The 22,625-nt window shown below is 69.2% G+C and carries 21 protein-coding genes; 15 read left to right on the top strand and 6 right to left on the bottom strand.

Features of this window, described 5'->3' with window-relative positions:
• Positions 1 to 234: 234 nt before the first annotated feature.
• Positions 235 to 525: a type II toxin-antitoxin system RelE/ParE family toxin gene (locus ABN034_RS05655; RefSeq protein ID WP_349689910.1), complete on the top strand. Its 291-nt coding sequence runs from the start codon at positions 235 to 237 to the stop codon at positions 523 to 525.
• A gap of 12 nt (positions 526 to 537) precedes the next feature.
• Positions 538 to 831 carry a HigA family addiction module antitoxin gene (locus tag ABN034_RS05650; protein ID WP_349689909.1) on the top strand — a complete coding sequence of 98 codons (294 nt, stop codon included), beginning with the start codon at positions 538 to 540 and terminating at the stop codon, positions 829 to 831.
• Positions 832 to 848: 17 nt separating this feature from the next.
• On the opposite strand, the gene ychF is transcribed toward ABN034_RS05650, so the two are convergent.
• A complete protein-coding gene (gene ychF / locus ABN034_RS05645) occupies positions 849 to 1,922 on the bottom strand; it encodes a redox-regulated ATPase YchF (RefSeq protein ID WP_349689908.1) in 1,074 nt (357 codons plus the stop codon).
• A 242-nt stretch (positions 1,923 to 2,164) separates the two neighbouring features.
• Between ychF and ABN034_RS05640 the strand changes: the two genes are divergently transcribed.
• Together ABN034_RS05640 and ABN034_RS05635 are read left to right on the top strand one after the other, a co-directional pair.
• Positions 2,165 to 3,439 (top strand): DNA recombination protein RmuC, encoded by a 1,275-nt coding sequence (locus ABN034_RS05640; protein ID WP_349689907.1) that lies wholly within the window; start codon positions 2,165 to 2,167, stop codon positions 3,437 to 3,439.
• Between the two features lie 195 nt (positions 3,440 to 3,634).
• The gene (locus ABN034_RS05635; RefSeq protein ID WP_349689906.1) at positions 3,635 to 6,013 is read left to right on the top strand and encodes a DUF6542 domain-containing protein; all 2,379 of its coding nucleotides are present in this window, start codon (positions 3,635 to 3,637) and stop codon (positions 6,011 to 6,013) included.
• Here the strand turns inward: ABN034_RS05635 and ABN034_RS05630 are convergent.
• A complete protein-coding gene (locus tag ABN034_RS05630; RefSeq protein ID WP_349690056.1) occupies positions 5,934 to 6,908 on the bottom strand; it encodes a 4-hydroxy-3-methylbut-2-enyl diphosphate reductase in 975 nt (324 codons plus the stop codon). The two genes, ABN034_RS05635 and ABN034_RS05630, sit on opposite strands and share 80 nt — an antisense overlap.
• A 139-nt stretch (positions 6,909 to 7,047) precedes the next feature.
• On the opposite strand from ABN034_RS05630, the gene xseA reads away from it, so the two are divergent.
• From xseA to glpX, 3 genes are all read left to right on the top strand, one after another.
• Positions 7,048 to 8,289 (top strand): exodeoxyribonuclease VII large subunit, encoded by a 1,242-nt coding sequence (gene xseA / locus ABN034_RS05625; RefSeq protein WP_349689905.1) that lies wholly within the window; start codon positions 7,048 to 7,050, stop codon positions 8,287 to 8,289.
• A 10-nt stretch (positions 8,290 to 8,299) separates the two neighbouring features.
• Positions 8,300 to 8,545 (top strand): exodeoxyribonuclease VII small subunit, encoded by a 246-nt coding sequence (locus ABN034_RS05620; RefSeq protein ID WP_349689904.1) that lies wholly within the window; start codon positions 8,300 to 8,302, stop codon positions 8,543 to 8,545.
• Positions 8,546 to 8,666: 121 nt separating this feature from the next.
• Positions 8,667 to 9,710, top strand: a complete 1,044-nt coding sequence (glpX, locus tag ABN034_RS05615; RefSeq protein ID WP_349331950.1) for a class II fructose-bisphosphatase — start codon at positions 8,667 to 8,669, stop codon at positions 9,708 to 9,710.
• 58 nt (positions 9,711 to 9,768) lie between these two features.
• Here glpX and ABN034_RS05610 read toward each other — a convergent pair whose 3' ends face one another.
• Both ABN034_RS05610 and ABN034_RS05605 read right to left on the bottom strand, forming a co-directional pair.
• Positions 9,769 to 10,428, bottom strand: coding sequence for a DUF1707 SHOCT-like domain-containing protein (locus ABN034_RS05610; protein ID WP_349689903.1), 660 nt, complete (start codon positions 10,426 to 10,428; stop codon positions 9,769 to 9,771).
• A 157-nt stretch (positions 10,429 to 10,585) separates the two neighbouring features.
• Positions 10,586 to 11,872, bottom strand: coding sequence for a sulfotransferase family protein (locus ABN034_RS05605; protein ID WP_349689902.1), 1,287 nt, complete (start codon positions 11,870 to 11,872; stop codon positions 10,586 to 10,588).
• Between the two features lie 99 nt (positions 11,873 to 11,971).
• Here ABN034_RS05605 and ABN034_RS05600 point away from each other — a divergent pair, with 99 nt between their 5' ends.
• Together ABN034_RS05600 and ABN034_RS05595 are read left to right on the top strand one after the other, a co-directional pair.
• Positions 11,972 to 12,748: a spermidine synthase gene (locus ABN034_RS05600; protein WP_349689901.1), complete on the top strand. Its 777-nt coding sequence runs from the start codon at positions 11,972 to 11,974 to the stop codon at positions 12,746 to 12,748.
• A 119-nt stretch (positions 12,749 to 12,867) separates the two neighbouring features.
• Entirely contained in the window at positions 12,868 to 14,040 is a 1,173-nt protein-coding gene (locus tag ABN034_RS05595) for a citrate synthase (protein ID WP_349689900.1), read from the top strand.
• A 152-nt stretch (positions 14,041 to 14,192) separates the two neighbouring features.
• Here the strand turns inward: ABN034_RS05595 and ABN034_RS05590 are convergent, their stop codons facing one another.
• Complete coding sequence (locus ABN034_RS05590) at positions 14,193 to 14,753, bottom strand: hypothetical protein (protein ID WP_349689899.1); 561 nt, start codon at positions 14,751 to 14,753, stop codon at positions 14,193 to 14,195.
• A 352-nt stretch (positions 14,754 to 15,105) separates the two neighbouring features.
• Positions 15,106 to 16,335: a citrate synthase gene (locus tag ABN034_RS05585; protein ID WP_349689898.1), complete on the bottom strand. Its 1,230-nt coding sequence runs from the start codon at positions 16,333 to 16,335 to the stop codon at positions 15,106 to 15,108.
• Positions 16,336 to 16,387: 52 nt separating this feature from the next.
• On the opposite strand from ABN034_RS05585, the gene ABN034_RS05580 reads away from it, so the two are divergent.
• The 6 genes from ABN034_RS05580 to ABN034_RS05555 all read left to right on the top strand — a co-directional run bounded on the left by ABN034_RS05580 (position 16,388) and on the right by ABN034_RS05555 (position 22,603).
• Positions 16,388 to 17,782, top strand: a complete 1,395-nt coding sequence (locus ABN034_RS05580; RefSeq protein WP_349689897.1) for a class II fumarate hydratase — start codon at positions 16,388 to 16,390, stop codon at positions 17,780 to 17,782.
• 119 nt (positions 17,783 to 17,901) lie between these two features.
• Complete coding sequence (locus ABN034_RS05575; RefSeq protein WP_349689896.1) at positions 17,902 to 18,435, top strand: Uma2 family endonuclease; 534 nt, start codon at positions 17,902 to 17,904, stop codon at positions 18,433 to 18,435.
• Positions 18,436 to 18,473: 38 nt separating this feature from the next.
• A complete protein-coding gene (locus ABN034_RS05570) occupies positions 18,474 to 19,157 on the top strand; it encodes a DUF402 domain-containing protein (protein ID WP_349689895.1) in 684 nt (227 codons plus the stop codon).
• A gap of 93 nt (positions 19,158 to 19,250) precedes the next feature.
• Positions 19,251 to 20,333: a phosphotransferase enzyme family protein gene (locus ABN034_RS05565; protein ID WP_349689894.1), complete on the top strand. Its 1,083-nt coding sequence runs from the start codon at positions 19,251 to 19,253 to the stop codon at positions 20,331 to 20,333.
• Between the two features lie 78 nt (positions 20,334 to 20,411).
• Complete coding sequence (locus ABN034_RS05560; protein ID WP_349689893.1) at positions 20,412 to 20,990, top strand: COX15/CtaA family protein; 579 nt, start codon at positions 20,412 to 20,414, stop codon at positions 20,988 to 20,990.
• Positions 20,987 to 22,603, top strand: coding sequence for a multicopper oxidase family protein (locus ABN034_RS05555; RefSeq protein WP_349689892.1), 1,617 nt, complete (start codon positions 20,987 to 20,989; stop codon positions 22,601 to 22,603). The genes ABN034_RS05560 and ABN034_RS05555 overlap by 4 nt, the downstream gene beginning before the upstream one ends.
• The last annotated feature ends 22 nt before the right edge of the window (positions 22,604 to 22,625 follow it).

Genomic DNA, 22,625 nt, shown 5'->3' with positions numbered 1-22,625 from the left:
CCCCGGCATGTACGCGAACCAGAAAAGATCAAGCCCGCTCCACATCAAGCGGACACCTGAAAAGGTCAACGGCCCTGCGGTTCATGCCCATGTCCCTGTCTCGTTGATCGCTTCTTTCTTCCGGAACGCTTCGTCCAAGTCTGGAAACATAACTCCACCGGAATCCGCGGGTGATCAACGCATGGCTGAGCACACGTCCCATAACGTTTGGCGTTAATATCGTATGGCGTTATCATGGGTGTCGTGATCCAGTCGTTCGCGGACAACACGACAAGAAAGGTGTGGATCCGCGAACGAGTGGCTCGCATCGGACTGGATGTACAACGGTCGGCCCACCGGAAGTTGCGACAGCTGAACGCCGCAGATCGCCTCGACGACCTACGTGTTCCGCCTGGCAATCGGCTCGAGAAACTTCGCGGCGATCGGGCTGGGCAGTACTCGATCCGGGTCAACGACCAGTTCCGAATCTGTTTCACTTGGACGGCGGCCGGGCCGGTTGCTGTGGAGCTGGTCGACTACCACTGATGGGAGGCGCGAATGACCAAGGCACATGAACCGATCACCCCCGGCGAGATCCTGCTCGAAGAGTTCCTGGTCCCGCTGGGCATCTCGCAGTACCGCCTAGCCCAGGCGATCGGAGTCTCACCGCGCCGGATCAACGAGATCGTGCACGGCAAGCGCCGGATCTCACCCGAGACCGCAGTACGCATGTCCAAGGCACTTGGGCTCAGCGAGCGGTACTGGCTGAACGTCCAGGCCGACTACGACATCGAGATCGAGAAAGATCGGCATCGGGCCGAGATCGACGCCATCACGCCGCTCACTGCGTGAAGCATGAGCGCCTCCGGTCACACGTTGAACTTGAACTCCACCACGTCGCCGTCGGCCATCACGTAGTCCTTACCTTCCAGGCGTACCTGCCCGCGTGCCTTCGCCTCGGCCATCGACCCGGCCGCCACCAGATCCTCGTACGACACGATCTCGGCCTTGATGAAGCCCTTCTGGAAGTCGGTGTGGATCGCTCCCGCGGCTTCCGGCGCCGTGGCTCCGCGGCGGATCGTCCACGCCCGCGCCTCCTTCGGCCCGGCCGTCAGGAACGTCTGCAGGCCAAGGGTTTCAAAGCCCACCTTCGCCAGCATCTTCAGGCCGGACTCGTCCTGCCCGGTCGACTGCAGCAGCTCCAGCGCCTCGTCGGGTGGCAGCTCCAGCAGCTCCGCCTCGATCTTGGCGTCGAGAAAGATCGCCTGAGCGGGAGCGACGAGGGCGGACAACTCCGTGCGTACGGCTGAATCCGCGAGCTCGTCCTCGTCGCAGTTGAAGACGTAGAGGAACGGCTTGGCCGTCAGCAGGTTCAGCTCGCGCAGGGCCACCAGGTCGAGGCCCGCCGCATAGGCGGTGACGCCCTTCTCGAGCGCCTCCTTTGCCTGGCGTACGACATCGACGCGTTCGGCGAGCTCCTTCTTCAGGCGGGCTTCCTTCTCCAACCGGGGCAGGGCTTTCTCGATCGTCTGCAGGTCGGCGAGGATCAGCTCAGTCGTGATGGTGCCGATGTCGCCGGACGGCGAGACCTCCCCGTCGACGTGCACGACGTTGGGATCGCGGAACGTCCGCGTCACCTGGCAGATCGCGTCGGTCTCACGGATGTGGGCCAGGAACTGGTTGCCCAGGCCTTCACCTTCCGACGCGCCGCGGACGAGCCCGGCGATGTCGACGAACTGCACCGTCGCCGGGACAACCTTGGCCGAGTCGAAGATCCGCCCCAGAACCTCGAGCCGCGGATCGGGTACGCCGACGACGCCGACGTTGGGCTCCAGCGTCGCGAACGGATAGTTCGCCGCGAGGACGTCATTGGCGGTCAGCGCATTGAAGAGTGTCGACTTCCCCGCATTGGGGAGCCCGACGATCCCGATCGACAAAGCCACAGCGCACAAGCCTACGCAGTGGGCGACAGAACGGCTTGGTCAGGCCCGGGAGTGCGATGCCGCTGGAATGACCACGTTGGGCAGGTCTGAGACAGCCCAGCCAGGCATGCACCCCTGTGCCCGCTCCCACCGGCCCGCCCAGCGTGGTCATTGTCCGACGTACAGGAGCGATCACGAGTGGAAGAACCTGCGTTGGGCGTGGCGATCCGGAGTTGTCGGTGCGACCCGACAGAGTGGATCTCATGAACGGCGCGCCTTCTCTCATCGTCATCAGCCTCGCGTTCGCCGTCGGCCTGCTCGTCGGCGCGGCGCTGGGCGCTCTGCTGGTCCGGGTGCGGGTCGGCGAGACTCTCGCCCGCACCGCCGCCGAGCGCGACGCCGCCGAGGGCCGGCTCGGCGAGCTGACGGCCGACCGGCGCACGCTTGCCGAACACTTCAGGTCCGTCTCGGCCGACGCGATGGCGCAGTCCAGCCGGCAGCTCCTCGACCTCACCGACGCGCGGATGCGGGCCGCGGAGTCGGCGACCGCCACGGCGGTGGGTCCGGTCAAGGAGAGCCTCGACCGGTTCGACGCGAGGCTGCGCGAGTTGGAGGAGTCCCGCGTCGCGTTGCAGTCGACCCTGCGCGAGCAGATCGACGCCGTACGCCTGACCGGCGAGGCCCTCCGCAAGGAGACCGGCGCGCTCGCGACCGCTCTCCGCAAGCCCCAGGTGAGGGGCCGGTGGGGCGAGCTGCACCTGGCCCGCGCGGCGGAGCTGGCCGGGCTGGTCGACCACTGCGACGTCAGCTTCCAGCACACCGCCACCACGACCGACGGCGAGGTCGACGGTGTGCAGCGACCTGACCTGGTCGTCCACCTCGCCGGTGGCAAGCACGTCGTCGTCGACGCCAAGGTGCCGCTGGAGGCGTTTCTCGACGCGGCGGAGGCGAGTGACGACGCCACCCGCGCCAGCCGGCTCGACGCCCACGCGCGGCAGGTGCGTACCCACGTCGACGCGCTCGCCGGCAAGGCGTATTGGCGGCGGCTCCCGGCGACACCGGAGTTCGTGGTGCTGTTCATGCCGGGCGAGGCGTTCCTCTCTCATGCCCTCGAAGCAGACCCGAGGCTGTTGGAGTACGCCGCCGAGCGACGGGTCATCCTCGCCACGCCGAGCACGCTGATCGCCCTGCTGCGCACGGTGGCCTACGCATGGACCGAGCAGGCCCTCACCCACAACGCCCGCGAGGTGTTCGAACTCGGGCGAGAGCTCTATCAACGTCTCGGACGGATGGGCCGACACCTCGACCGGCTCGGCCGTTCGCTGGCGGGAGCGGTCGGCTCCTACAACGAAGCAGTCGGATCCCTCGAGACCCGGGTGCTCGTCTCGGCGCGGCGCCTTCACGAGCTCAAGGTGACCAGCGAGGAGCTCGCGAGTCCCGCTCCGGTCGAGCAGGCCGTGCGGCCACTGGCGGCCGCCGAACTGGTGGAGTCCGCGGCCGAGTCTCGCACCATGAGGCGAGTCGGACACGTTACGTAGTCAGGTGGGGGCCGTATGTCCCCATAGAGCCCGCATTTGGTACCAGCTAGTAGCCCCAGGCGGGTGACGTGGCATAGCTCAGAGCAATATCGTGCTGGGGTGTCGGATTCCAGATGGGATGGTTCGCCCCCTTCTGCCTACACTCCTCCAAGTCCGCACACAATTGGTCGCCGACGGGCTACAGATGGTCATCGGGTGGACCCGGCGGCGCTTACCGAGGGTCCCGGCCCCGACACCTCTGCGTACGACACGTCTGCCTATGACACCTCTGCCCTCGACACGTCGAGTGACGATACGTCGGCTTACGACACCTCCGGGCGGGACGGTGCGCACGGGTGGTCGACGGGCAGTGGCCGGCGGGTCGCGTTCGGTTCAGACCACCGCGACCACCAGTGGCCACCACGGCGAGGTGGCCGGCGGGCACGCGTGTTCTCTGCGCCGGAACCGTCACCTTCCGACCAGCCCGCAGGCACGCCGTGGACAGCGTCACCCGATGCCCTCGACGGAGCCGACGACGCGTTCCCGCCCCCGCTGACCTACGGGTCGGAGGCCCCACCGCACGCACCATCCGCCCGAAGGGACGAGGCGCCTGACAGCGAGCGGTTCGGCCCGGCCGGCGGGGATCACTTCGCCTCACCGGGCGAGCACTACGCTGCTCCGGCGAACCAGTACGACGATCCTGGCTCGTCGTACGAGTCACCCGCCCGGTGGTTCGAGCGCCACCAGGACTGGTACTCAGCACCGACGGCCAGAGGCGAGGCGATCGCCGGCTCGTACGAGCCGCCGGCCGCGCGTGACGGGTCCCCGACGCCATCGGAGGACCCGCCGTACGGAGGGCCAGCCTCCTATGAGGGCGCGGCGTCCTTCGGGTTCGCTGACCGGTACGACTCCGGTCCGCCGTACGAGGAGCCCGCGCCGTACGAAATGCCGCGTGAGCATCCGAGCGGTGGCCGGCGGCGACGTGTGGAGCCCACCTTCGACCAGCCGTTCCCCCACCTGCCTTCCGTACCGCAGCCGAACCCACCAGCCGGCGACAGCGGGGGGCGATGGGATCCGTCCGGAAACGAGGCGGGCAGCCAAGAAGCGCTGGACGTCAGCCCGAGCCTCTTTGACTACCCGAGTCGCCAGCCGCACTACCCCGGGGGCGAGCCGCACTACCCCGGGGGCGAGCCGGACTACCGGGCTGGCCAGTTCGATACTCCGTGGGGCGCTGCGGCACCCCTCGACCGGTACGCCTCGTCCGGCTACTCCCCCGAGTTGTTCGACGATCTGTCGACGTCCCCGGAGAGTCAGCCGCTCACTGGCCCGCTTCCCGACCACGGCTGGAGCCGTACCGGTTCCGGCGGCGGCCACGTCTCGGACGTCCTGCCGGAGTCCACCGCCGCCAGCGAGGTCACCACCGGCTTCCACGCACTTCGCGACACCGGCCGGCGTCCCGCTGACGACGGTCGGCCGCAGTGGGGTGGCGATGGCGGAAACCCCTCTACCGGCCACCACCACGATCCCGAACTCCTCGGTGATCCCCGCTCCGACAGCGGCGGGCGGCGACGCAGCCACCGCCGCGAGGATCCGGACACCGACCTGGGAAGTGACGACCTCGTGGGCCCTGTCACCGAACCCATGGTGATGCTGCCTCCGGTCCACCTGACCGCGGAACCCGGCGCGGACGAACACGATCTCCTGCTGCCGGCGGACAATCCGTCCGGCACGCGCACCCGCTCGGCCCGAACCCCCACACCCGCCGCAGCCACCTGGCAGGCCCACGCACATGCCGAGGCCGACAGGCACGCCGCATCCACGCCGGACCTCGACGGCTATCCCGATGACCTCCGGCCGCGTCGACGGGCGGCGGGCAGGGACCTGACCGCCACCGCACTCGGCCGCCCGATGTCCAGCCCGATGGTCGAACTCGGGGCGGACCTGTCCACCGGTCCGAGCGAACCCATCGCGCTCACCGACCTCGGTGACGAGCGGGAGTCCGCCGCCCGTGGTCTCGACGTCCGCTTCACCGGCGGACAGGCGGCGCGTTCGGCCGGCTCGAGCACCCCAGGCACGGCCCGCTCGGCCCGCTCGGGACGCGCCAAGCGGTCCGGTCACCGGGTACGCCGTACCCGGCCGGTGGGTCTCCCGGCCTTCCTCGCGGTGCCGGTCGCCATCCTCGGCGGGCTCGGAGCAGCGTTCCTGGACCTGTACCTCACCGGCCACCTCGGCGTGCTGTTCAGCCTGGGCTTCGTCCTCACGTCGTTCGGGGTGGCCGCTGGGATCCGGCGGTCCGACATCTTCACCGCCGGCGTCCTGCCCCCGTTGGCCGCACTTGCCACATTCGCAGGGATCGGTGTCACGTCACCGGAGCGGCTGGGCGGCACGTCATCGCCGGTCGTCGCGGTGCTCTCCGGCCTGGCTACCGAGTCGTGGACGCTGGTCGCGGCGTCGTCGCTCACCCTCGGCACCATCGCCCTGCGGGTGGCCGTCGCGCGTTCCGGGTCCTCCGACCTCAGCGCGGAGGGGAGTTTCGCAGGTCCCTCCGCAGCTCAGGTGGCAGCGCGAAGATCAGGCTCTCGTCCGCCGTTCTGACCTCTTCGGCCGCCGGGAAGCCGCGCTCCCGCAGCAGGTCGAGGACGCCCTTCACGAGCGAGTCCGGCACGGACGCACCGCTGGTCACGCCGACGACGGCGACCCCGTCGAGCCAGGCTTCGTCGACCTCGGACGCATTGTCGACGCGGTAGGCCGCGCGGGCTCCGGCTTCGAGAGCCACCTCGACCAGGCGTACGGAGTTCGAGGAATTGGCCGAGCCCACGACGATCATCAGGTCGGCCGCGTGCGCGATCTCCTTCACCGCCTGTTGGCGGTTCTGCGTGGCGTAGCAGATGTCGTCGCTCGGCGGGTCCATCAGCTGAGGGAACTTCTCGCGGAGCCGTTCGACCGTCTGCATCGTCTCGTCGACCGACAGCGTGGTCTGCGACAGCCAGGAGACCCGCGACGGGTCGCGAACCTCGATCCGGTCGACATCGTCCGGTCCTTCGACCAGTTGGATGTGGTCGGGCGCCTCACCGGCGGTTCCCTCGACCTCCTCGTGCCCGGCATGCCCGATCAGCAGGATGTCGCGGCCGTCGCCGGCGAAGCGCTTGGCCTCCTGGTGCACCTTCGTGACGAGCGGGCAGGTGGCGTCGATGCTCTTGAGGGACCGGTCCCGCGCCTCGGTGTGGACGGACGGCGCGACGCCGTGTGCGGAGAAGACCACGGTCGCGCCTTCGGGGACCTCGTCCAACTCCTCGACGAAGATCGCGCCGCGCGCCTCCAGGGTGTCGACGACATGCTTGTTGTGGACGATCTGCTTGCGTACGTAGATCGGCGGGCCATAGTGCTCGAGGGCCTTCTCGACCGTGATCACCGCCCGGTCGACCCCGGCGCAGTAGCCACGGGGGGCGGCGAGCAGGACACGGCGCTCGGTCGACGTCATGCCCTTCATCGTAGGTGCCGGACCTGGCTCGGCCACCGGCCGTACGACGAGTGGCCGCCGACGTGTGGCGATCGTCACGAAGTCACGGGTCGCGGCTGTGGCAGGAGGGACAGAGCGGTCATGGGCCGCGACACTACGCTGAGCGGACATGGCCCTCCAGACCTCAGCTGAGCAACCCGCTCCGGTCCGCCAGATCGCCAACCTCATCGGCCAGTGGATCGGGCGGCTCGGTGCGGTGTGGGTCGAGGGCCAGGTCGCGCAACTGTCCCGCCGGCCGGGCACATCGACGGTCTTCCTCACTCTCCGCGACCCGGCGGCCGACATCTCCGTCCAGGTGACCTGTCCCCGGGTGGTGTTCGACGTGGTCGACCCGCCGGTGACCGAGGGGGCGCGGGTAGTCGTCCACGCCAGGCCGGCCTACTACATTCCGCGCGGCACCCTCTCTCTCGCCGCTTCCGACATCCGGCCGGTGGGGTTGGGCGAACTGCTCGCCCGGCTCGAACGCCTGAAGCGCCTGCTCGCCGCCGAAGGCCTGTTCGCACCGGAACGCAAGCGCCGGCTGCCCTTCCTGCCGGGCCGGATCGGCCTGATCTGCGGGCGGGGCTCCGCTGCCGAACACGACGTCCTGGAGAACACCCGGCGCCGGTGGCCGGCCGCGGAGTTCCGGATCGAGAACGTCGCCGTCCAGGGCAACCAGGCGGCCGGCCAGGTGATCGAGGCGTTGCGCCGGCTCGACACCGACTCCCAGGTCGATGTGATCGTCCTGGCCCGCGGCGGCGGGTCCGTCGAGGACCTGCTGCCGTTCTCCGACGAGGGCCTGATCCGGGCGGTCGCCCTGTGTCGTACGCCGGTCGTGAGCGCGATCGGGCACGAGCAGGACACGCCGCTGTCCGACCTCGTGGCCGACGTTCGTGCGTCGACGCCGACCGATGCCGCCCGCCGGATCGTGCCCGCGGTGAGCGAGGAGGCCGCCCGGATCCGGGACCTGCAGGCGCGGGCACGGCAGATTGTCGAGCACCGCCTCGACCGGGAGCAGGCGTTCCTGCACAGCCTGCGTACCCGCTCGGCGTTGCGTGATCCAGGCCACGACATCGGCCGCCGGGAGGACGAGATCCAGGCGCTTCGCGACCGCTCCCGGCGGTGCACGGTCCAGTTGCTCGACCGGGCACAGGACAACCTCAGCCACCAGCTTGCCCGGGTTCGCGCACTCTCCCCCAAGGCGACCCTGGAACGCGGCTACGCCGTCCTGCAGAAGTCTGACGGCGCGGTGGTGCGAGACCCGGACCAGGTCTCCGTCGGCGAGCCGCTCGACGCCAGGGTCGCGGCCGGCCGGTTCGGCGTGGAAGTACGCGATCGTGGGAAACCCTCAGGTGAAGGACGCAGAGGATAGGGTTCGAGTCGTGAGCGAGTCGACCCAACCCCCCACGGCCCTGTCCTACGAACAGGCGCGCGACGAACTCATCGAGGTCGTACGCCAACTCGAGACAGGCGGGACCACCCTGGAGGAGTCCCTCCGGCTGTGGGAGCGGGGCGAGGAGCTCGCGACCAGTTGTCAAGGCTGGCTTGACGGTGCGCGCGCCCGGTTGGCGGCTGCCCAGACGGGCACACCGGCAGACGATGCCGAGGACCTCGACAGCGACAACTGAGCACGACGACTGAGCTCGACGACCGAGCACGACGACTGAGCACGACGACCGGGCTCGACGACCGGGCTCGACGACCGGGCAGCAACGACTGAGCAGGACAAACACGCAGGGGGCATGTGAGATGTCGGACCCGACTCTGGAAGACGTCGTTCCACCCCCGCTGCGGACCGAAGCCGACGCACCGGACCGCAACCTCGCCCTCGAACTGGTCCGGGTGACCGAGGCCGCTGCGATGGCCGCCGGACGCTGGGTGGGGCGGGGCGAGAAGAACGGCGCCGACCAGGCAGCCGTCAACGCCATGCGTACCCTCATCGCCTCGGTGAGCATGAACGGCACGGTCGTCATCGGCGAAGGTGAAAAGGACAACGCGCCGATGCTCTACAACGGCGAGCAGGTCGGTTCCGGCGACGGCCCCGACTGCGACGTCGCGGTGGACCCGATCGACGGCACGACACTCACCGCCAAGGGCATGAGCAACGCCGTGTCGGTGCTCGCCGTCGCTCCCCGCGGCGCGATGTACGACCCGTCCGCCGTCTTCTACATGGAGAAGCTCGTCACCGGGCCCGAGGCCGCCGACGCCATCGACATCACCGCGCCGGTGGCCGAGAACATCCGGCGGGTCGCGCGGGCCAAACGTGCCGAACCGGACGACGTGACGGTCGTGATCCTCGACCGCCCCCGGCACGAGCAGCTCGTACGCGAGATCCGGGAGACCGGGGCGCGGATCAAGTTCATCACCGACGGCGACGTGGCGGGGGCGATCACCGCGGCCCGGCCCGACACCGGCGTCGACCTCCTGGTCGGGATCGGTGGTACGCCAGAAGGGATCATCGCCGCGTGCGCGATGAAGTGCGTCGGCGGCATGATCCAGGGTCGGCTGTGGCCACGCGACGACGCCGAACGCCAGAGGGCCATCGACGCAGGTCACGACATCGGACGGGTACTCACGACCGATGATCTGGTCCAGGGCGACGATGTGTTCTTCGTGGCGACGGGGATCACCGACGGCGAACTGCTCCGGGGTGTCCGGTACCGAGGCGACGGCGCGGCCACGCACTCGCTGGTGATGCGATCCCGCAGCGGCACGATCCGCTCGATCATCTCCGAACACGCGCTGGGCAAGCTCCGGGCGTACGCTTCAATCGACTTCGAACGCGCCACCTGAGCCAACGGCGGCAGGGCGTCAACCACCCCGCGCTCGGGCGGTTTGCGCGGGCGCCGCGTCAACGCCGGAACCAGCGGCGCTTCGGCGGGCGTGCGAGCAGCTCAGCGGCGACGACGAGCCCGCGCACGCGGATGCGCGGGGTCCCGGGCGCGGGTTGTCCACGACTTCGGTCCTTGCGGCTCACCATGACCTGCGTACCTCGTTCGAACTCCACCGCGATGTCGTCCGGCACGACGAGCGTGAGCTGGGCGAGACCCATCGCCACGTCCAGCACCACCTCGTGCGGGATCACCGCGTCGGTGAAGTCCAGGGTGACCTTGCCGAGCAGGGCGCGGATGGTGACCCGCGGCGGGACCAGCCAACGTCCGCCGAGTTTCTCGTCCTTCAGGATGGCGGTGATCTCGGGCGGACCGGGCACGGTCAGCGGGCCTGGGACGCCTGCCACCGCGGGACGCTGCCGGCCACGCCCGGCGCGCCTGCTGGTCGCGGCGGCGCCGGGCTCACCGACCGGGAGGTCGGTCGTCACGAGCGCCAGTTCGCCGTACGTCTTCGCCGCGAATGTCCGTTCGAGCCGCTCTTCGAGCTCGATGATGTCGAGGCGCCCTTCGGCGACGGCGTGGCGCAGCATGTCCGCCGTACGTTCGCGGTCGGCGTCGGACGCGCGGAGGTCTCCCACCCCACCCGCCAACCACTGGCGCGCATCGCCCGTAGGTGCCATCGCAAGCCGCTCCTGTCGCCCTGGTGGACCCCAACGGCCTCGCCGAAGGGCCACCGCCAAGGTCGAGGTTAGGCCATGCGCGCGACGGTGACCGACCTGGAGCAACCTCCGCCGAGTCCCGTGCCACGAAGTCGCCGATCACCACTGGCTGGATGGGCTACCGCGGTCCGGTGCTGCCTCCACTGCCTCGGGGGCGTCGGTTCCGAGCAGCCGACGTGAGCCGCTTGGGGTGCGCCGCGCGGAGTGGGGCGGTCAACTGCCATGATCGCGACTCAGTGACCTTCGTGAGCCGCTTCTGCAGATCGTCACGCTGGCTGGCAAGGCTCGCGACCTCGCTCCTCAACGCCGATGCCTGGCGGTGCAGCTGGGCCTCGCTCACCGACATGTCCGCCACCGGCCAGGGGTAGCTGACCGTCCGGTCCCGCCGTCTCCGCCGACGCACCCGGCGAGCCTGCTTCCGCGCGTACGTGAAGAAGTCCTCGAGTTCTTCCGGCGCCGGTGGCCCTGCCCCGGTCAACTCGTAGCCGTACTCCCTCAGGCGTTCGCCCATCACGGCCTCGCAGACGCGAAGCTGCCATGGCTCCAGCCGGTCCCGGAAACTCCCGACCGAACGCGTCGAGACCTCCTGCCGGGTCCGGACGTGCCAGGTCTGGTGCTCTGGTACGAAGGTGTCCGCGAGCCGCTCCGGGCTGAGCATCGCCTCGTCGTACGGTTCGTCGAGAAACTCGCACAGCGTGCTCAGGTGTTTCTCCGGATCGGCGACCAGCATTTCGTACTGGATCTCGTGGTAGGTGTCGGCGGGTAGGTCGTCGCGCGCCCGATTGCCGCGGTCGATCGCCTCCGTCCACGCGCGGACCCGGGCGCTGAATCCGAGCTCATCCCACGGGGGCACAGACTTCATCGAGGCAACGCAGTCGCGCCCGTCCCGGATGATGTGCACGAACTGGGCGTTGGGGAACATCCGCCGGATGAGCCAGATCGCCGTCCGGTAATAGGGTCGCTTGTCTCCCCAACGGAGCTTGCCGAAGCGATCGGAGTAGGCGCGGAGCACCAGCCCGACAGCGGATCCGACGGTCCACGCCTCGTCGACGATCCGGTCCGTGATCGTGCTCGGGTCGAGACCCAGATCGCCGAACCACTCCGAGGTGACAGTCATCTCGGCGAGCGCCCGCCGGTTCGCCTCGACGGCCAGATCGCCGAAGCGCTCCCGTTTGAGGTAGACGGGCATCAGGAACCGGTTCTCCGGGGGGATGGCGATCCGCGGATGCCGGTGCAGCATCAGGCTGAGCAGCGTGGTCCCCGACCGCGGGCACCCCAGAATGAAGATCGGCCTGCCACGGCCCTCGGAAATGGTGATCGCCTCCCGGCCCCCGAGGAGTTGGGCATGTCGCTCCGAGACCAGCGAGGGTAACGCAAAACCCTGCCCGGCCGAGATCGTCACCATCGGACCGGACAAAGACCGGCCGCATGTGGCCGAACGCCCCCCGGGGTCCTCTGAGGCTGGCCCGCGGCGCTCCGACGCCTGCCTCCTAAGGTGACGTTCGTGGCAGCAACAACGCACGGCAGTGGACCCCTGCCAGACAGTGCCGACGACCGCCCGGTGACGATCGCGCGAGCGGAGAGTGCGCGCGGTTCCGTGGTCTTGCGCCGGCGCCATGATGACCACGCCGGCGAGGTGTGGGAGCTGATCACCAACGGCATCTTCATCATGGACAGCCTGGAGACCACGACCGAACGTCTCCTCGCCAGCGCGGCTCTCCGCGCTGTGGCAACCCCCACAGAGCCCGGTCGGCACCCCGCGAGAGACTCCCTGCGCGTCGTCGCCGCAGGGCTCGGCCTCGGCTTCACGGTTCGTGAACTGCTCTCCCATGAACAGGTCGGTCGCGTCGACGTCGTGGAGATCGAGCCGGCCGTCGTCTCCTGGATCCGCATGGGCCTCATACCACCAACGGACGGCATCCTCGCCGACCCTCGGGTTCGTACGCACGTCGAGGACATCCGGCGCTGGCTGCCGCAACGCGCTGACGCGAGCATCGACATCGTCGCCCTCGACATCGACAACGGGCCGGACATCCTCGTCCACCTGGACAACGAAGAGGTGTACGAGTCCGGGTTCCTCGCCACCGTCAAGCGCACCTTGCGACCGGGCGGAGTGCTCGCCACCTGGTCGGCGACGCGCTCGCCCGCGCTCCGCAACCGGCTGGAGCAGACCTTCGACTACTGCGAGGAGATCCGCCGGCCGGTCATTCGGGAAGGCCGCGGGTTCGACTACTTCCTCTACGTCGCCAGCGCCGCTCACGCGACGGACGCCCGGTCGTGAGCCTCGTCACGTGGACCCGGCTCTCCAGGCGCACGACCATCATTACGTTGATGCGATCAACATTGACAAGGTATTGAGCGCGGGCGGACGCTCTGTCGTATCCACGAGGGAGGTCCGCGATGCCGTCCACGGGAAGTCCGCCGCGCCAGCCCGGCGAACCGATCGTCGTACCACCTGGCCTTTCCGGGGTTGCGGTCACCGACACGACGATCGGCGACGTCCGCGGACAGGAGGGCTTCTACCACTACCGGCAGTACTCCGCCGTCGACCTGGCCGAGCAGCGCACCGTCGAGGACGTGTGGCACCTGTTGTTCGAGGGAGAGTTGCCGGACGCCCAGCAACGCGGTGAGTTCGTCCGCCAGGTCCGTCCGATGCGGCACCTTTCTCCCGGCGTGCGTACGGCATTGCCGGCCATCGCACGCACCCGCCCGGCACCACTCGACGGGTTGCGCACCGCACTGTCGCTGTCCGGTGCCGCGGACGGGCTCCGCCCGCTGTGGGACCTGGACGAACCCGCCCGCCGTGCCGACGCGTTGCGCATCTGCGCCCAGGTGCCGACCCTCCTCGCCGCCCAGCACCGCCTCGGCAAGGACCTGGAACCGGTCCCACCACGCGATGATCTGTCGTACGCCGCGAACTATCTGTTCATGCTCACCGGCGTGGAGCCCTCCGAACAGCACGCCCAAGCGATCGAGCGCTACCTCATCTCGACCATCGACCACGGGTTCAACGCATCGACGTTCACTGCCCGGGTGATCGCCTCCACCGGCGCCGACGTCGCGGCGTGTGTGGTCGGTGCGGTCGGCGCGCTGTCCGGTCCGCTGCATGGAGGTGCGCCGAGCCGCGCGCTGGACCTGCTCGACGCGATCGGTACGCCGGAACGCATCGACTCCTACCTCCGCGAGCAGATCACAAGTGGCGAACGCATCATGGGATTCGGACACGCGGTCTATCGCACGGAGGATCCGCGGTCACGGCTGCTGCGTGACACCGCACACCAGTTGGGCGGGCAGCGCGTGGATTTCGCGGTCGAGGTCGAAGCGCGCGTGCTCGATCTCCTGGCAGAGCTCAAGCCCGAACGCGGGCTGTACACCAATGTCGAGTTCTACGCAGGCGTCGTGATGGAAGACTGTGGGCTTCCGCGGGAGATGTTCACTCCGACGTTCGCGTCCAGCCGGGTGATCGGCTGGTGCGCCCACATCCTCGAACAGGCCCGGGAACGCAAGATCATCCGCCCTGGCGCGCGTTACGTGGGCCCGCCGCCCCCACAGCCCGTTCCCGCCTCCGCCTGAGCGGAGGGACCCGGCCTTGGTTCCCTGGCCGGCTGACAGCTGGGCCACTCCCGTCGAGGCGGCCGCCGACGATTGTCCCTTCCCACGCACGCGAACCGGAGGCGACCGCTGTCCGCCTCCGGTTCGGTCTACTGGTTTTCTTCTGGTGTCGCTCACAGCCGGCCGGTGCGTGCGGTGCAGTTGGGGTCGTCCCGCCTGGACCGGTCGAAGGTGCCGGTGGACTCGAGGTTCACCGAACTGGTCGTCCTGGTGTAGACCGGAGAGGTGGGTGTGACGTAGTACCACATTCCCAGTCGCCGGTCATTGGGCGAGACGTTCTCGAACTTCGGCGTTCCCGCTTGGTGCATACGGATGCTCGCGTTGCTGTGGTCGCCGGTGCCGACCCCGAATCCGTCGAGTTTGTACGCGAACTGGAACCACTCGTAGAAGCCGGGTGACCCGGGCACGGTCCGGTACCACGCGGTGCCAGAGACGTCGAAGTCATGAGGATTGTTGAAGAGTCCGCCACCACCGCTGATCTCACAGGTGCCCGTGGGAACCTGACGGGTGATGGGGATCTGCTTGAGCTGACCGAGCAGGTTCGGGTTGATGCGGGCCCTTCTCGCCTGCGTCGGAGTGATCTCCCAGCTGGATCGTCTTGAACTGACCGACCTTGGCAGGCGTCGCGGGCGTGGCGTGGAGGTGACCAACCTGCCGACCTTGACCGGAGTCACCGGGCTCGTCGTGGGGGCTTTCGCCTTACCGGGTGTGACAACAGTGAACGTGGTGGGCTTGGCGGGCGTCAGCTGACCGTCCTGTGCGGCGACCAGGTTGAGGGGGTGCCCTTGTCAGGAACGGTGACGGCGAGCCCTGTCGCGAGCGCGCCAACAGCGAACGCCATGACCAACGTCGTACGCCGAAGCATCGGAGGTCCTTTCGTCGTGGCTGTGCGAATGACATGGCGGCTGGTTGGCCGCACCCCCAGTACGGCGTTGTCCCTGCCATGGTTCGCGGGAGCCGGGGCGGACGGCGGAGCCGGACTGGCCCGCGCGTTCGCGGGCCTGCGGCATGATCACGCAGGCCTGATCACTTCGGTGCTGGCCCGGTATACAGCGCACGCGGCCGGAATCGCAGGCGGTGCGGGTACTCCTCCAGCGCGTGGGCGATCATCCCCACGACGCGCGCCAACAGGAAGATCGCCTCACCGGAACCCGGTGTCAACCCAGCCTTGACAACGTAGGTGCCCAGACCGAAGTCGACGTTCGGCGCGGGTCCGTCGTACCGGCCGGCGAGGGCCAGGAGCTCCGCAACGGACGCGTCGACCGCGCTCTTCGGGCCCGCACGTCGCACCAGGTCGAGCAGCGCGTCGGCGCGCGGATCGCGTCCGGTGTAGACGGCGTGGCCGAACCCCGGCAGTCGCTCGCCACCCCGGAGTCGGTCACCGACGAGCTGGGCGACGCCCGACGGACCATCCTCGGCGGCCTCGCGCACCAGCGTCTCCACCGTGGTCACGCTCGCCGCGTGCAGAACCCCTCCCCCCGTCGCAAGTCCGGTCAGCACGACGAGGTACGGATCGGCCCACACGGAGGCCGCGACCCGGGCGGCGAGCGTCGAGGCGGGGAGTTCGTGGTCGGCCAGCAGGACCAGCGCGGCGTCGAGCGCCCGGATCTCGCCGCGTCTCGCCGGGCGGTCGGACAGCCGTGACCACAGCCGGGAGGCGATCGACGACCCCTGCGGCGGCGTTCGCTCCGGCAGCGCGTCGACCGTCGCGGCGATCAGCCCCCGCGTCGCCGCCACCACGGCCTCGGGTCTGCGGTCGTCCCGCAGTGGATCACACGCCGCGAGCGCCGCGACGATGACCCGCATCCGGTCGATGGGACGGGCCGACGCCGGAAGGGCGTTCTGTGCCTGCCGGGCCACCCGGACCGCCGCCGCCCGCGCCTGCCAGTCGCCCTCGCGCCGCCGCCGTCCAACCTTTGCCGGTGCGACATCCCAGAGCAGCTCGGCGACGTCCTCGAAGTGCGTCGTACGCGCCAACTCGATCGCGTCGTGGCCCCGGTAGTACAGCGCACCCACGGGGTCGAGCATCGTCAGCTCGGTGTCGATCACCACCTCGAGCGCTCCCGCCCGGCCACCGCGGCGGTGGCGGGCCGCCAGGCGTTCGACCTCGATCCGGTCGAACCGGGACGAACGCCGGTCCTCGCCGCGCTGCCGGGTCAGCGCGCCCCGGCTCACGTAGGCGTACACCGTCTCCGGCTTCACGCCGAGCAGGTCGGCCGCCTGCCGGGTCGTGAGCCACCGCGAGGCTTTCGTCACACCGGTAACCTCACCACATCCCGACGGTCGGACGCGGAATAGAGTCGGGTCCATGGTCGAGCAGCAGGATTACCGCATCGAACACGACACGATGGGCGAGGTCCGCGTGCCCGTCCACGCCAAGTGGCGCGCGCAGACCCAGCGTGCGGTCGAGAACTTTCCCATCTCCGGCGCCACGCTGGAAAGCCACCACATCCGCGCGCTCGCGCTCATCAAGGGTTCCGCGGCCAAGGTCAACGCCGAGCTGGGGGTGCTCGACCCCGACATCGCGAAGGCGATCCAGGGAGCCGCCGCGCTGGTGGCCTCCGGCGTCCACGACGACCACTTCCCGATCGACGTGTTCCAGACCGGCTCGGGCACGTCGAGCAACATGAACACCAACGAGGTTCTCGCCTCGCTCGCCACCGAGGCGCTCGGCCAGCCGGTGCACCCGAACGACCATGTCAATGCCTCGCAGTCGAGCAACGACGTGTTCCCGTCGTCGATCCACATCGCCGCGACGTACGCCGTCGTCGAGGACCTGCTGCCCGCCCTCACCCATCTGGCGGAGGCGTTCGAGGCGAAGGCGGCGGAGTTCGCTTCCGTGGTGAAGTCCGGGCGTACGCATCTGATGGACGCGACGCCGGTCACCCTCGGCCAGGAGTTCGGCGGCTACGCCGCGCAGATCCGTTACGGCATCGAGCGCGTGCAGGCGTGTCTGCCCAGGGTGGCTGAGCTGGCGCTCGGCGGCACCGCGGTGGGCACCGGCATCAACACCCCGCCAGGCTTTGCGGCGAAGGTGATCGAGGAACTCGTCGCCGCCACCGGTCTGCCGCTCACCGAAGCCCGCAACCACTTCGAGGCGCAGGGTGCCCAGGACTCGCTCGTGGAGCTGTCCGGCCAGCTGCGTACCGTCGCGCTCGGGCTCTACAAAGCCGCCAACGACATCCGGTGGATGGGGTCCGGGCCTCGCGCCGGCCTCGGCGAGATCGCGCTGCCGGACCTTCAGCCGGGGTCGAGCATCATGCCGGGCAAGGTGAACCCGGTGATCTGCGAGGCCGCGCGCCAGGTCGTCGCGCAGGTGATCGGCAACGACGCGACGGTGGCGTTCGGTGGCTCGCAGGGTGACTTCGAGCTCAACGTCATGCTGCCGGTGATCGCCCGCAACCTGCTGGAGTCGATCCGGCTGCTCTCCAACATCAGCGTGCTCTTCGCCGATCGCCTCGTTGCCGGCATCACGGCGAACATCGACCGCTGCCGGGAGTACGCCGAGTCCTCGCCATCCATCGTGACGCCGCTCAACCGCTACATCGGCTACGAGAACGCCGCGCGCGTTGTCAAGACCGCCTTGACGGAACGCAAGACCATCAAGCAGGTCGTGCTGGAGCAGGGTTATGTGGAGCGGGGCGACCTCACCGAGGACCAGCTTGACGCCGCGCTCGACGTCTTGTCCATGACCCACCCCTGAGGGTGCCGGCGGCCGCACCGGCCCCGGCTTGTTGGATGTTCGTCGCCTTCTATGCCGACGAACCTCCAACAACGGCGCGCCTAAGTCCACGGCCCGGCCCTGTGAACAAGATGATCACTATGTCGGTGGGCCGGCCACTGACCTGCGCCGATCTCGAGGCGGTGCCCGATGACGGGCACCGCTACGAACTCATCGACGGGACACTCATCGTGACGCCGTCCCCAAGGCCACTTCACCAACGCGCTGTCACGCGCCTCGTACGTATCCTCCAGGATGCATGCCCCGATGACATGGAGGTGTTTCCAGGACCATTGAGCGTCGTCCTTGCCAACGGAACCGAGCCGCGGCCGGACGTTGTCGTTGCGCGAAGCGCCGATCTCACGGACAGAAACCTGCCGGCAGCTCCTGCCCTCGCCGTAGAGGTGCTCTCCGACAGCACGCGGGGCATCGACCTACTCCTCAAGCGGGAACGCCTCCAACGTGCCGGCTGCCCGGCGTACTGGGTGATCGACCCGGCCAAGCCCTCCCTCACTGCCATGGAACTGCGCGGCGGGACCTATCACGACCTCGCCGTCGTGGCGGGGCGGGAGACCTTCACCACTGCCGTGCCGTACGCCATCACCCTGAGCCCACACGACCTGGTGAGCCGCTGAAGTCGGGCGGGCCGGGCGGACCGGTAAGTTGTCCGACGATGAGCACGCACAGGCATCCGTCCGACGTACCCATCCCTCCCGCCGACGTCCGGCCGTCGGGTGAACCGCCGTACTGGGAGCCGGGCACGCTCATCTGCTGGCGATACGGACGGGCGGTTCGACCGATGCGGGTGGTGCGCGATGACGCCGCCGGGCTGGTCGCCTGGCTGGCCCCGCAGACGCCCGTCCTCAAGTCCGTCCTGGCCAACGGGGACGACATCCGCTCCGTGCCGATCGGTCCCGCCCGGTTCACCAGCCCACGCGCGAGCAAACGTGACGTCTGGCACGGCACCGGCATCCTCAAGATCGCGCCTACCGGCGTCCCGTGGTCGGTCTGGGTGTTCTGGGACGACAAGGGCGGGCACCGCGAGTGGTACGTCAACCTCGAACAGGTCCACGTCCGCGACAAGGAGAACGTCTACACCCGCGATCACGTCCTCGATCTCGTCGTTCACCCGGATCGGCGGATCGTACGCAAGGACGAGGACGAGTTCGCCGCCGCTGTCGAAGGCGGGCGGTTCGACGCCGAGGTCGCCGCTCAGATCGAGGAGGCCGCGGACGAGGTCGAACGCAGTGTCGCCGCATGGGAGCCGCCCTTCTGCGACGGCTGGGAACGCTGGCGCCCAGATCCGGACTGGCCGCTCCCCGGCCTCCCGCCCACCCTCACCGCCCACCTCCCGTGATCACCCGACCTCCCGTCTTCACCGGACCTCCCGTGATCATGTTCGTGATCATGAAGGTTCTGTCGTCAGATCCGCCCGGAAGCCTTCATGATCATGGAACCACGTGACCGGCCATCCGCCACGACGGGTCCTGATCCCGCCGACCGGGGCACGGCGGCAATCGCCAGGCGTCTCCTCACGGACGGTCGCCGCCTCACTGGCGCTCGTCTCCTCGACGCCTGGCGCCTCCCATCCCCCACGGATGTACGACGAGCTGACGGCGGCACGAACAACGTCGTCCTGATCGTCGATGCCGGAGATTCGTCGTACGTCCTGCGGATCTACCAGAACCTCAGCCAGAAGCGGATCGCCGCCGAGCACCGACTGCTCGACGCGCTCGCCGGCGCCGGACTGCCGTTCGCCGTGCCGCAACCGATCCCGACGCCAGAGGGACGGACCTACGTCGAGACGCCGGACGGCTTCGCGGCCCTGTTTCGCTACCTCCCCGGACGCACTGCAGACGGCGACAGTCTGGCCGAACTCGAGTACGCCGGCGAGGCACTCGCGCTCCTTGGCCTTGCCCTCGCCGAGTTGCCGGCGGCACTCGCGCCCATCGACTGGCGGATGCATCCACTCGACCGGATGCATCCCGCGGTCACCGACCTGGACGACCTGGCCGCCGAACTCGCCCGTGCGGTGCCGGAGACCGACGGCGTCGAGTGGCTTCGCAGGCATGCCGGACCGACCGCCGGCAGGTATGCGGAGTTGTGTCGTACGCTTCCCGTCCGGATCGTCCACGGCGACTTCGCGATGTCCAACCTGGTGGTCGATGACGACGGTCGACCGGCCGCCATCCTCGACTTCGAGATCGCCGGACTCGACGTCGCCGTCAACGAGGTCGTCACGGGTGTCGCCCAGGCTGCTGGCGGATGGTGGAGCGCCGACGAAGGGCAGCGGGCGAGCGCCTTCTACCGTGGATTCGTCCGCCACATTCCCCTCACCTCGGGAGAACGCGCGGCCTTTCCCGACCTGGTGCGCCTGCGGGTGCTCGGAACCATCGTCTGGCGTGCCGGGCGCTGGCGGCTGGGGCAGTCCCACCTCGACGAGGTGCGACTCCGGCTCGCTACCGGCGTCCACATCGGCCGGTGGCTCGACGCCCACGCGGCTACGCTCCCGGACGACCTCGCCGCGCTCTGACCTACGTCCCAGGACGTACGCAGAAAGCCGCCGGCCGACTGACGCGACCCCTGCCCAGGAGCCGGAAGGCTGAGCGGCATGGAACCAGCGCAACCGGTACGAACTGCCGGTCCTCCCAGCACGACCTCGGCGTTCACAGGTCGGGCAGCCGCCTGGCGGCTCACGACCTTCCGGATCCTCCGGATCCTCGTCACCGTCCAGGCCGCGATCATCCTGGCGCAGGCCATCACCGCAGGGCTGCTTCTGTCGGGTACGCCGAACGTTCGCGGAGTGCACGGCCTGGGCGCGATTCTTCTCGTACTGATCGGCCTGGTGCAGGTGGTCGTCGCGATCCTCCACTGGCGTCCCGGCCGCGGCACCGCCCGACTCCTCGGACCGAGCATCGGCATTCTCGTCGGCGTACTCGTCCAGGCCATGCTGGGTGAGACGCACAACAAGGCCCTGCATGTGCCGTTCGGCGTCCTGATGTTCGGCGGTCTCCTCATGCTCACCCGCCAGCTGTGGTCCGCGCCGGCGGATCGAGCGCCCGACCAAGCACAGGGTCGAGCGCCAGACCGGGCACCGGATGCGGCGCCTGGCCAAGCACCGGATGCAGCGTCCAACCAGCAGTCCGGCCCCGCGAAGACCTCAACTCCGGCGAGCGGTGGGCAGCCGTGACCGCGCCCGGACTGAGTAGGCGGCAGGCGCTCCGACTGCTCGGCGGTGGCGCGCTCGCGGCTGCCAGCGCCACGGCCGGGCTCACCGCGGCCGCTGGCTGCGCGGCACTGCCGACGAACACGCCTGACCCCCGGCTACTGCCCAGCGACGCGCCACTGCCGCGGCCCTTCGCCACGCCGCTTCCGAGGGTGGCGACGCTCGAGCCGGTTCGGACGGACGCGACGACCGACTACTACGACCTGCCGCTGAGGGTCGCGGAGCAGGAGATCATTCCCGGGCTGCGGACGCCGATCTGGGGCTACGCCGGGCAGTTTCCCGGGCCGACGATCGAGGCCCGCAGTGGCCGGAGGATCGTCGTACGACAGCGCAACGACCTGCCCGTCCCCGCTGTCACCCACCTGCACGGCGGGCGGACGCCGCCGGCAAGTGACGGTTATCCCACCGACCTTCTCCTGCCGGCACGGGGTGGCTTCGCGTCACACGCCTCGCACATGACCGACGAGCGTGCCGACGTCGTTCGTGGCGTACGTAGGTATGAGTATCCGCTCGACCAGCGAGCCGCCACCTTGTGGTACCACGACCACCGGATGGACTTCACCGGCCCTGCTGTGTGGCGAGGTCTCGCGGGCTTCTGCGTGGTCCGCGATGACGAGGAGGACGCACTGCCCCTGCCGCGCGGCGACAAGGATGTGCCGCTGTTGATCAGTGACCGATCGTTCGCGGAGGACGGGACGCTGCTGTATCCGGCACTGGACGCGGAGGTCCGCGAACAGCCCGGCGTCATGAAGGCCTACGGCGGAGGTGTCCTCGGCGACGTCGTCCTCGTCAATGGTGCACCGTGGCCCGAACTCGAGGTCTCCCGCAGCCGGTACCGGTTCCGGGTCCTCAACGCGTCGAACGCCCGGCGCTACGTGCTGCGGCTCGCTCCCCGCTCGCGCGACGGTGCGGAGCTGGGCAGCGACGAGTTACGCGGCGAAGCACGGATCGTCCAGATCGGCACCGACGGCGGGCTTCTGGAGCGCCCATGGCCGCGCACCGAGATCGCCCTCGCCTCAGGTGAACGCGCCGACGTCATCATCGACTTCTCGGCGTACCCGATCGGCGCGACGGTCGTCCTCGCCAACGTCGCCGGCGACGGACCTGCCGGCCAGGTGATGCGGTTCCGGGTCACCGGCGAGGAGGCGGACGACACCGCTGTCCCTTCGCGGCTGTCCCAGGTCGAACGCCTGGATCCGGCGCGGGCGCGCGTCACCCGCGACTTCAGGTTCGAATCGGGCGAGGTCCACGGGCACACCGGGTGGCGCATCAACGGCAAGCCGTTCGACCCGGCACGGATGGACGCGCGACCCCGGCTCGGTGCCACCGAGATCTGGCGTCTCACCACAGACGCCGCCCACCCGATCCACCTGCACCTCGCGCACTTCCAGGTGCTCTCGATCGACGGTGAGCGAGCCGAGGACCCGGTGGCGTGGAAGGACACCGTCGATCTGGGCGCCGTCCAGACGGCGGAGATCGCGGTGCGCTTCGGAGGTTACCGCGGCCGGTACGCCTTCCACTGCCACAACCTCGAACACGAGGACATGGCGATGATGGCCAACTTCGAGGTCATCTGAGCCCGAGATGCGGCCGGGAAAG

Source organism: Actinopolymorpha sp. B11F2 (assembly GCF_040195635.1).
Lineage (GTDB): Bacteria > Actinomycetota > Actinomycetes > Propionibacteriales > Actinopolymorphaceae > Thermasporomyces.
Note: the sequence above shows the minus strand (reverse complement) of the source record. Positions and strands in the feature narration are given on the sequence as shown.

Bases quoted from the DNA above. Each gene is read 5' to 3' on its own strand.
- ABN034_RS05655 (WP_349689910.1), top strand. From the start codon at position 235: ATGGGTGTCGTGATCCAGTCGTTCGCGGACAACACGACAAGAAAGGTG.
- ABN034_RS05650 (WP_349689909.1), top strand. From the start codon at position 538: ATGACCAAGGCACATGAACCGATCACCCCCGGCGAGATCCTGCTCGAA.
- ABN034_RS05640 (WP_349689907.1), top strand. From the start codon at position 2,165: ATGAACGGCGCGCCTTCTCTCATCGTCATCAGCCTCGCGTTCGCCGTC.
- ABN034_RS05630 (WP_349690056.1), bottom strand. From the start codon at position 6,908: ATGAAGGGCATGACGTCGACCGAGCGCCGTGTCCTGCTCGCCGCCCCC.
- xseA (WP_349689905.1), top strand. From the start codon at position 7,048: ATGGCCCTCCAGACCTCAGCTGAGCAACCCGCTCCGGTCCGCCAGATC.
- glpX (WP_349331950.1), top strand. From the start codon at position 8,667: ATGTCGGACCCGACTCTGGAAGACGTCGTTCCACCCCCGCTGCGGACC.
- ABN034_RS05610 (WP_349689903.1), bottom strand. From the start codon at position 10,428: ATGGCACCTACGGGCGATGCGCGCCAGTGGTTGGCGGGTGGGGTGGGA.
- ABN034_RS05605 (WP_349689902.1), bottom strand. From the start codon at position 11,872: ATGGTGACGATCTCGGCCGGGCAGGGTTTTGCGTTACCCTCGCTGGTC.
- ABN034_RS05595 (WP_349689900.1), top strand. From the start codon at position 12,868: ATGCCGTCCACGGGAAGTCCGCCGCGCCAGCCCGGCGAACCGATCGTC.
- ABN034_RS05580 (WP_349689897.1), top strand. From the start codon at position 16,388: ATGGTCGAGCAGCAGGATTACCGCATCGAACACGACACGATGGGCGAG.
- ABN034_RS05575 (WP_349689896.1), top strand. From the start codon at position 17,902: ATGTCGGTGGGCCGGCCACTGACCTGCGCCGATCTCGAGGCGGTGCCC.
- ABN034_RS05570 (WP_349689895.1), top strand. From the start codon at position 18,474: ATGAGCACGCACAGGCATCCGTCCGACGTACCCATCCCTCCCGCCGAC.
- ABN034_RS05565 (WP_349689894.1), top strand. From the start codon at position 19,251: ATGGAACCACGTGACCGGCCATCCGCCACGACGGGTCCTGATCCCGCC.
- ABN034_RS05560 (WP_349689893.1), top strand. From the start codon at position 20,412: ATGGAACCAGCGCAACCGGTACGAACTGCCGGTCCTCCCAGCACGACC.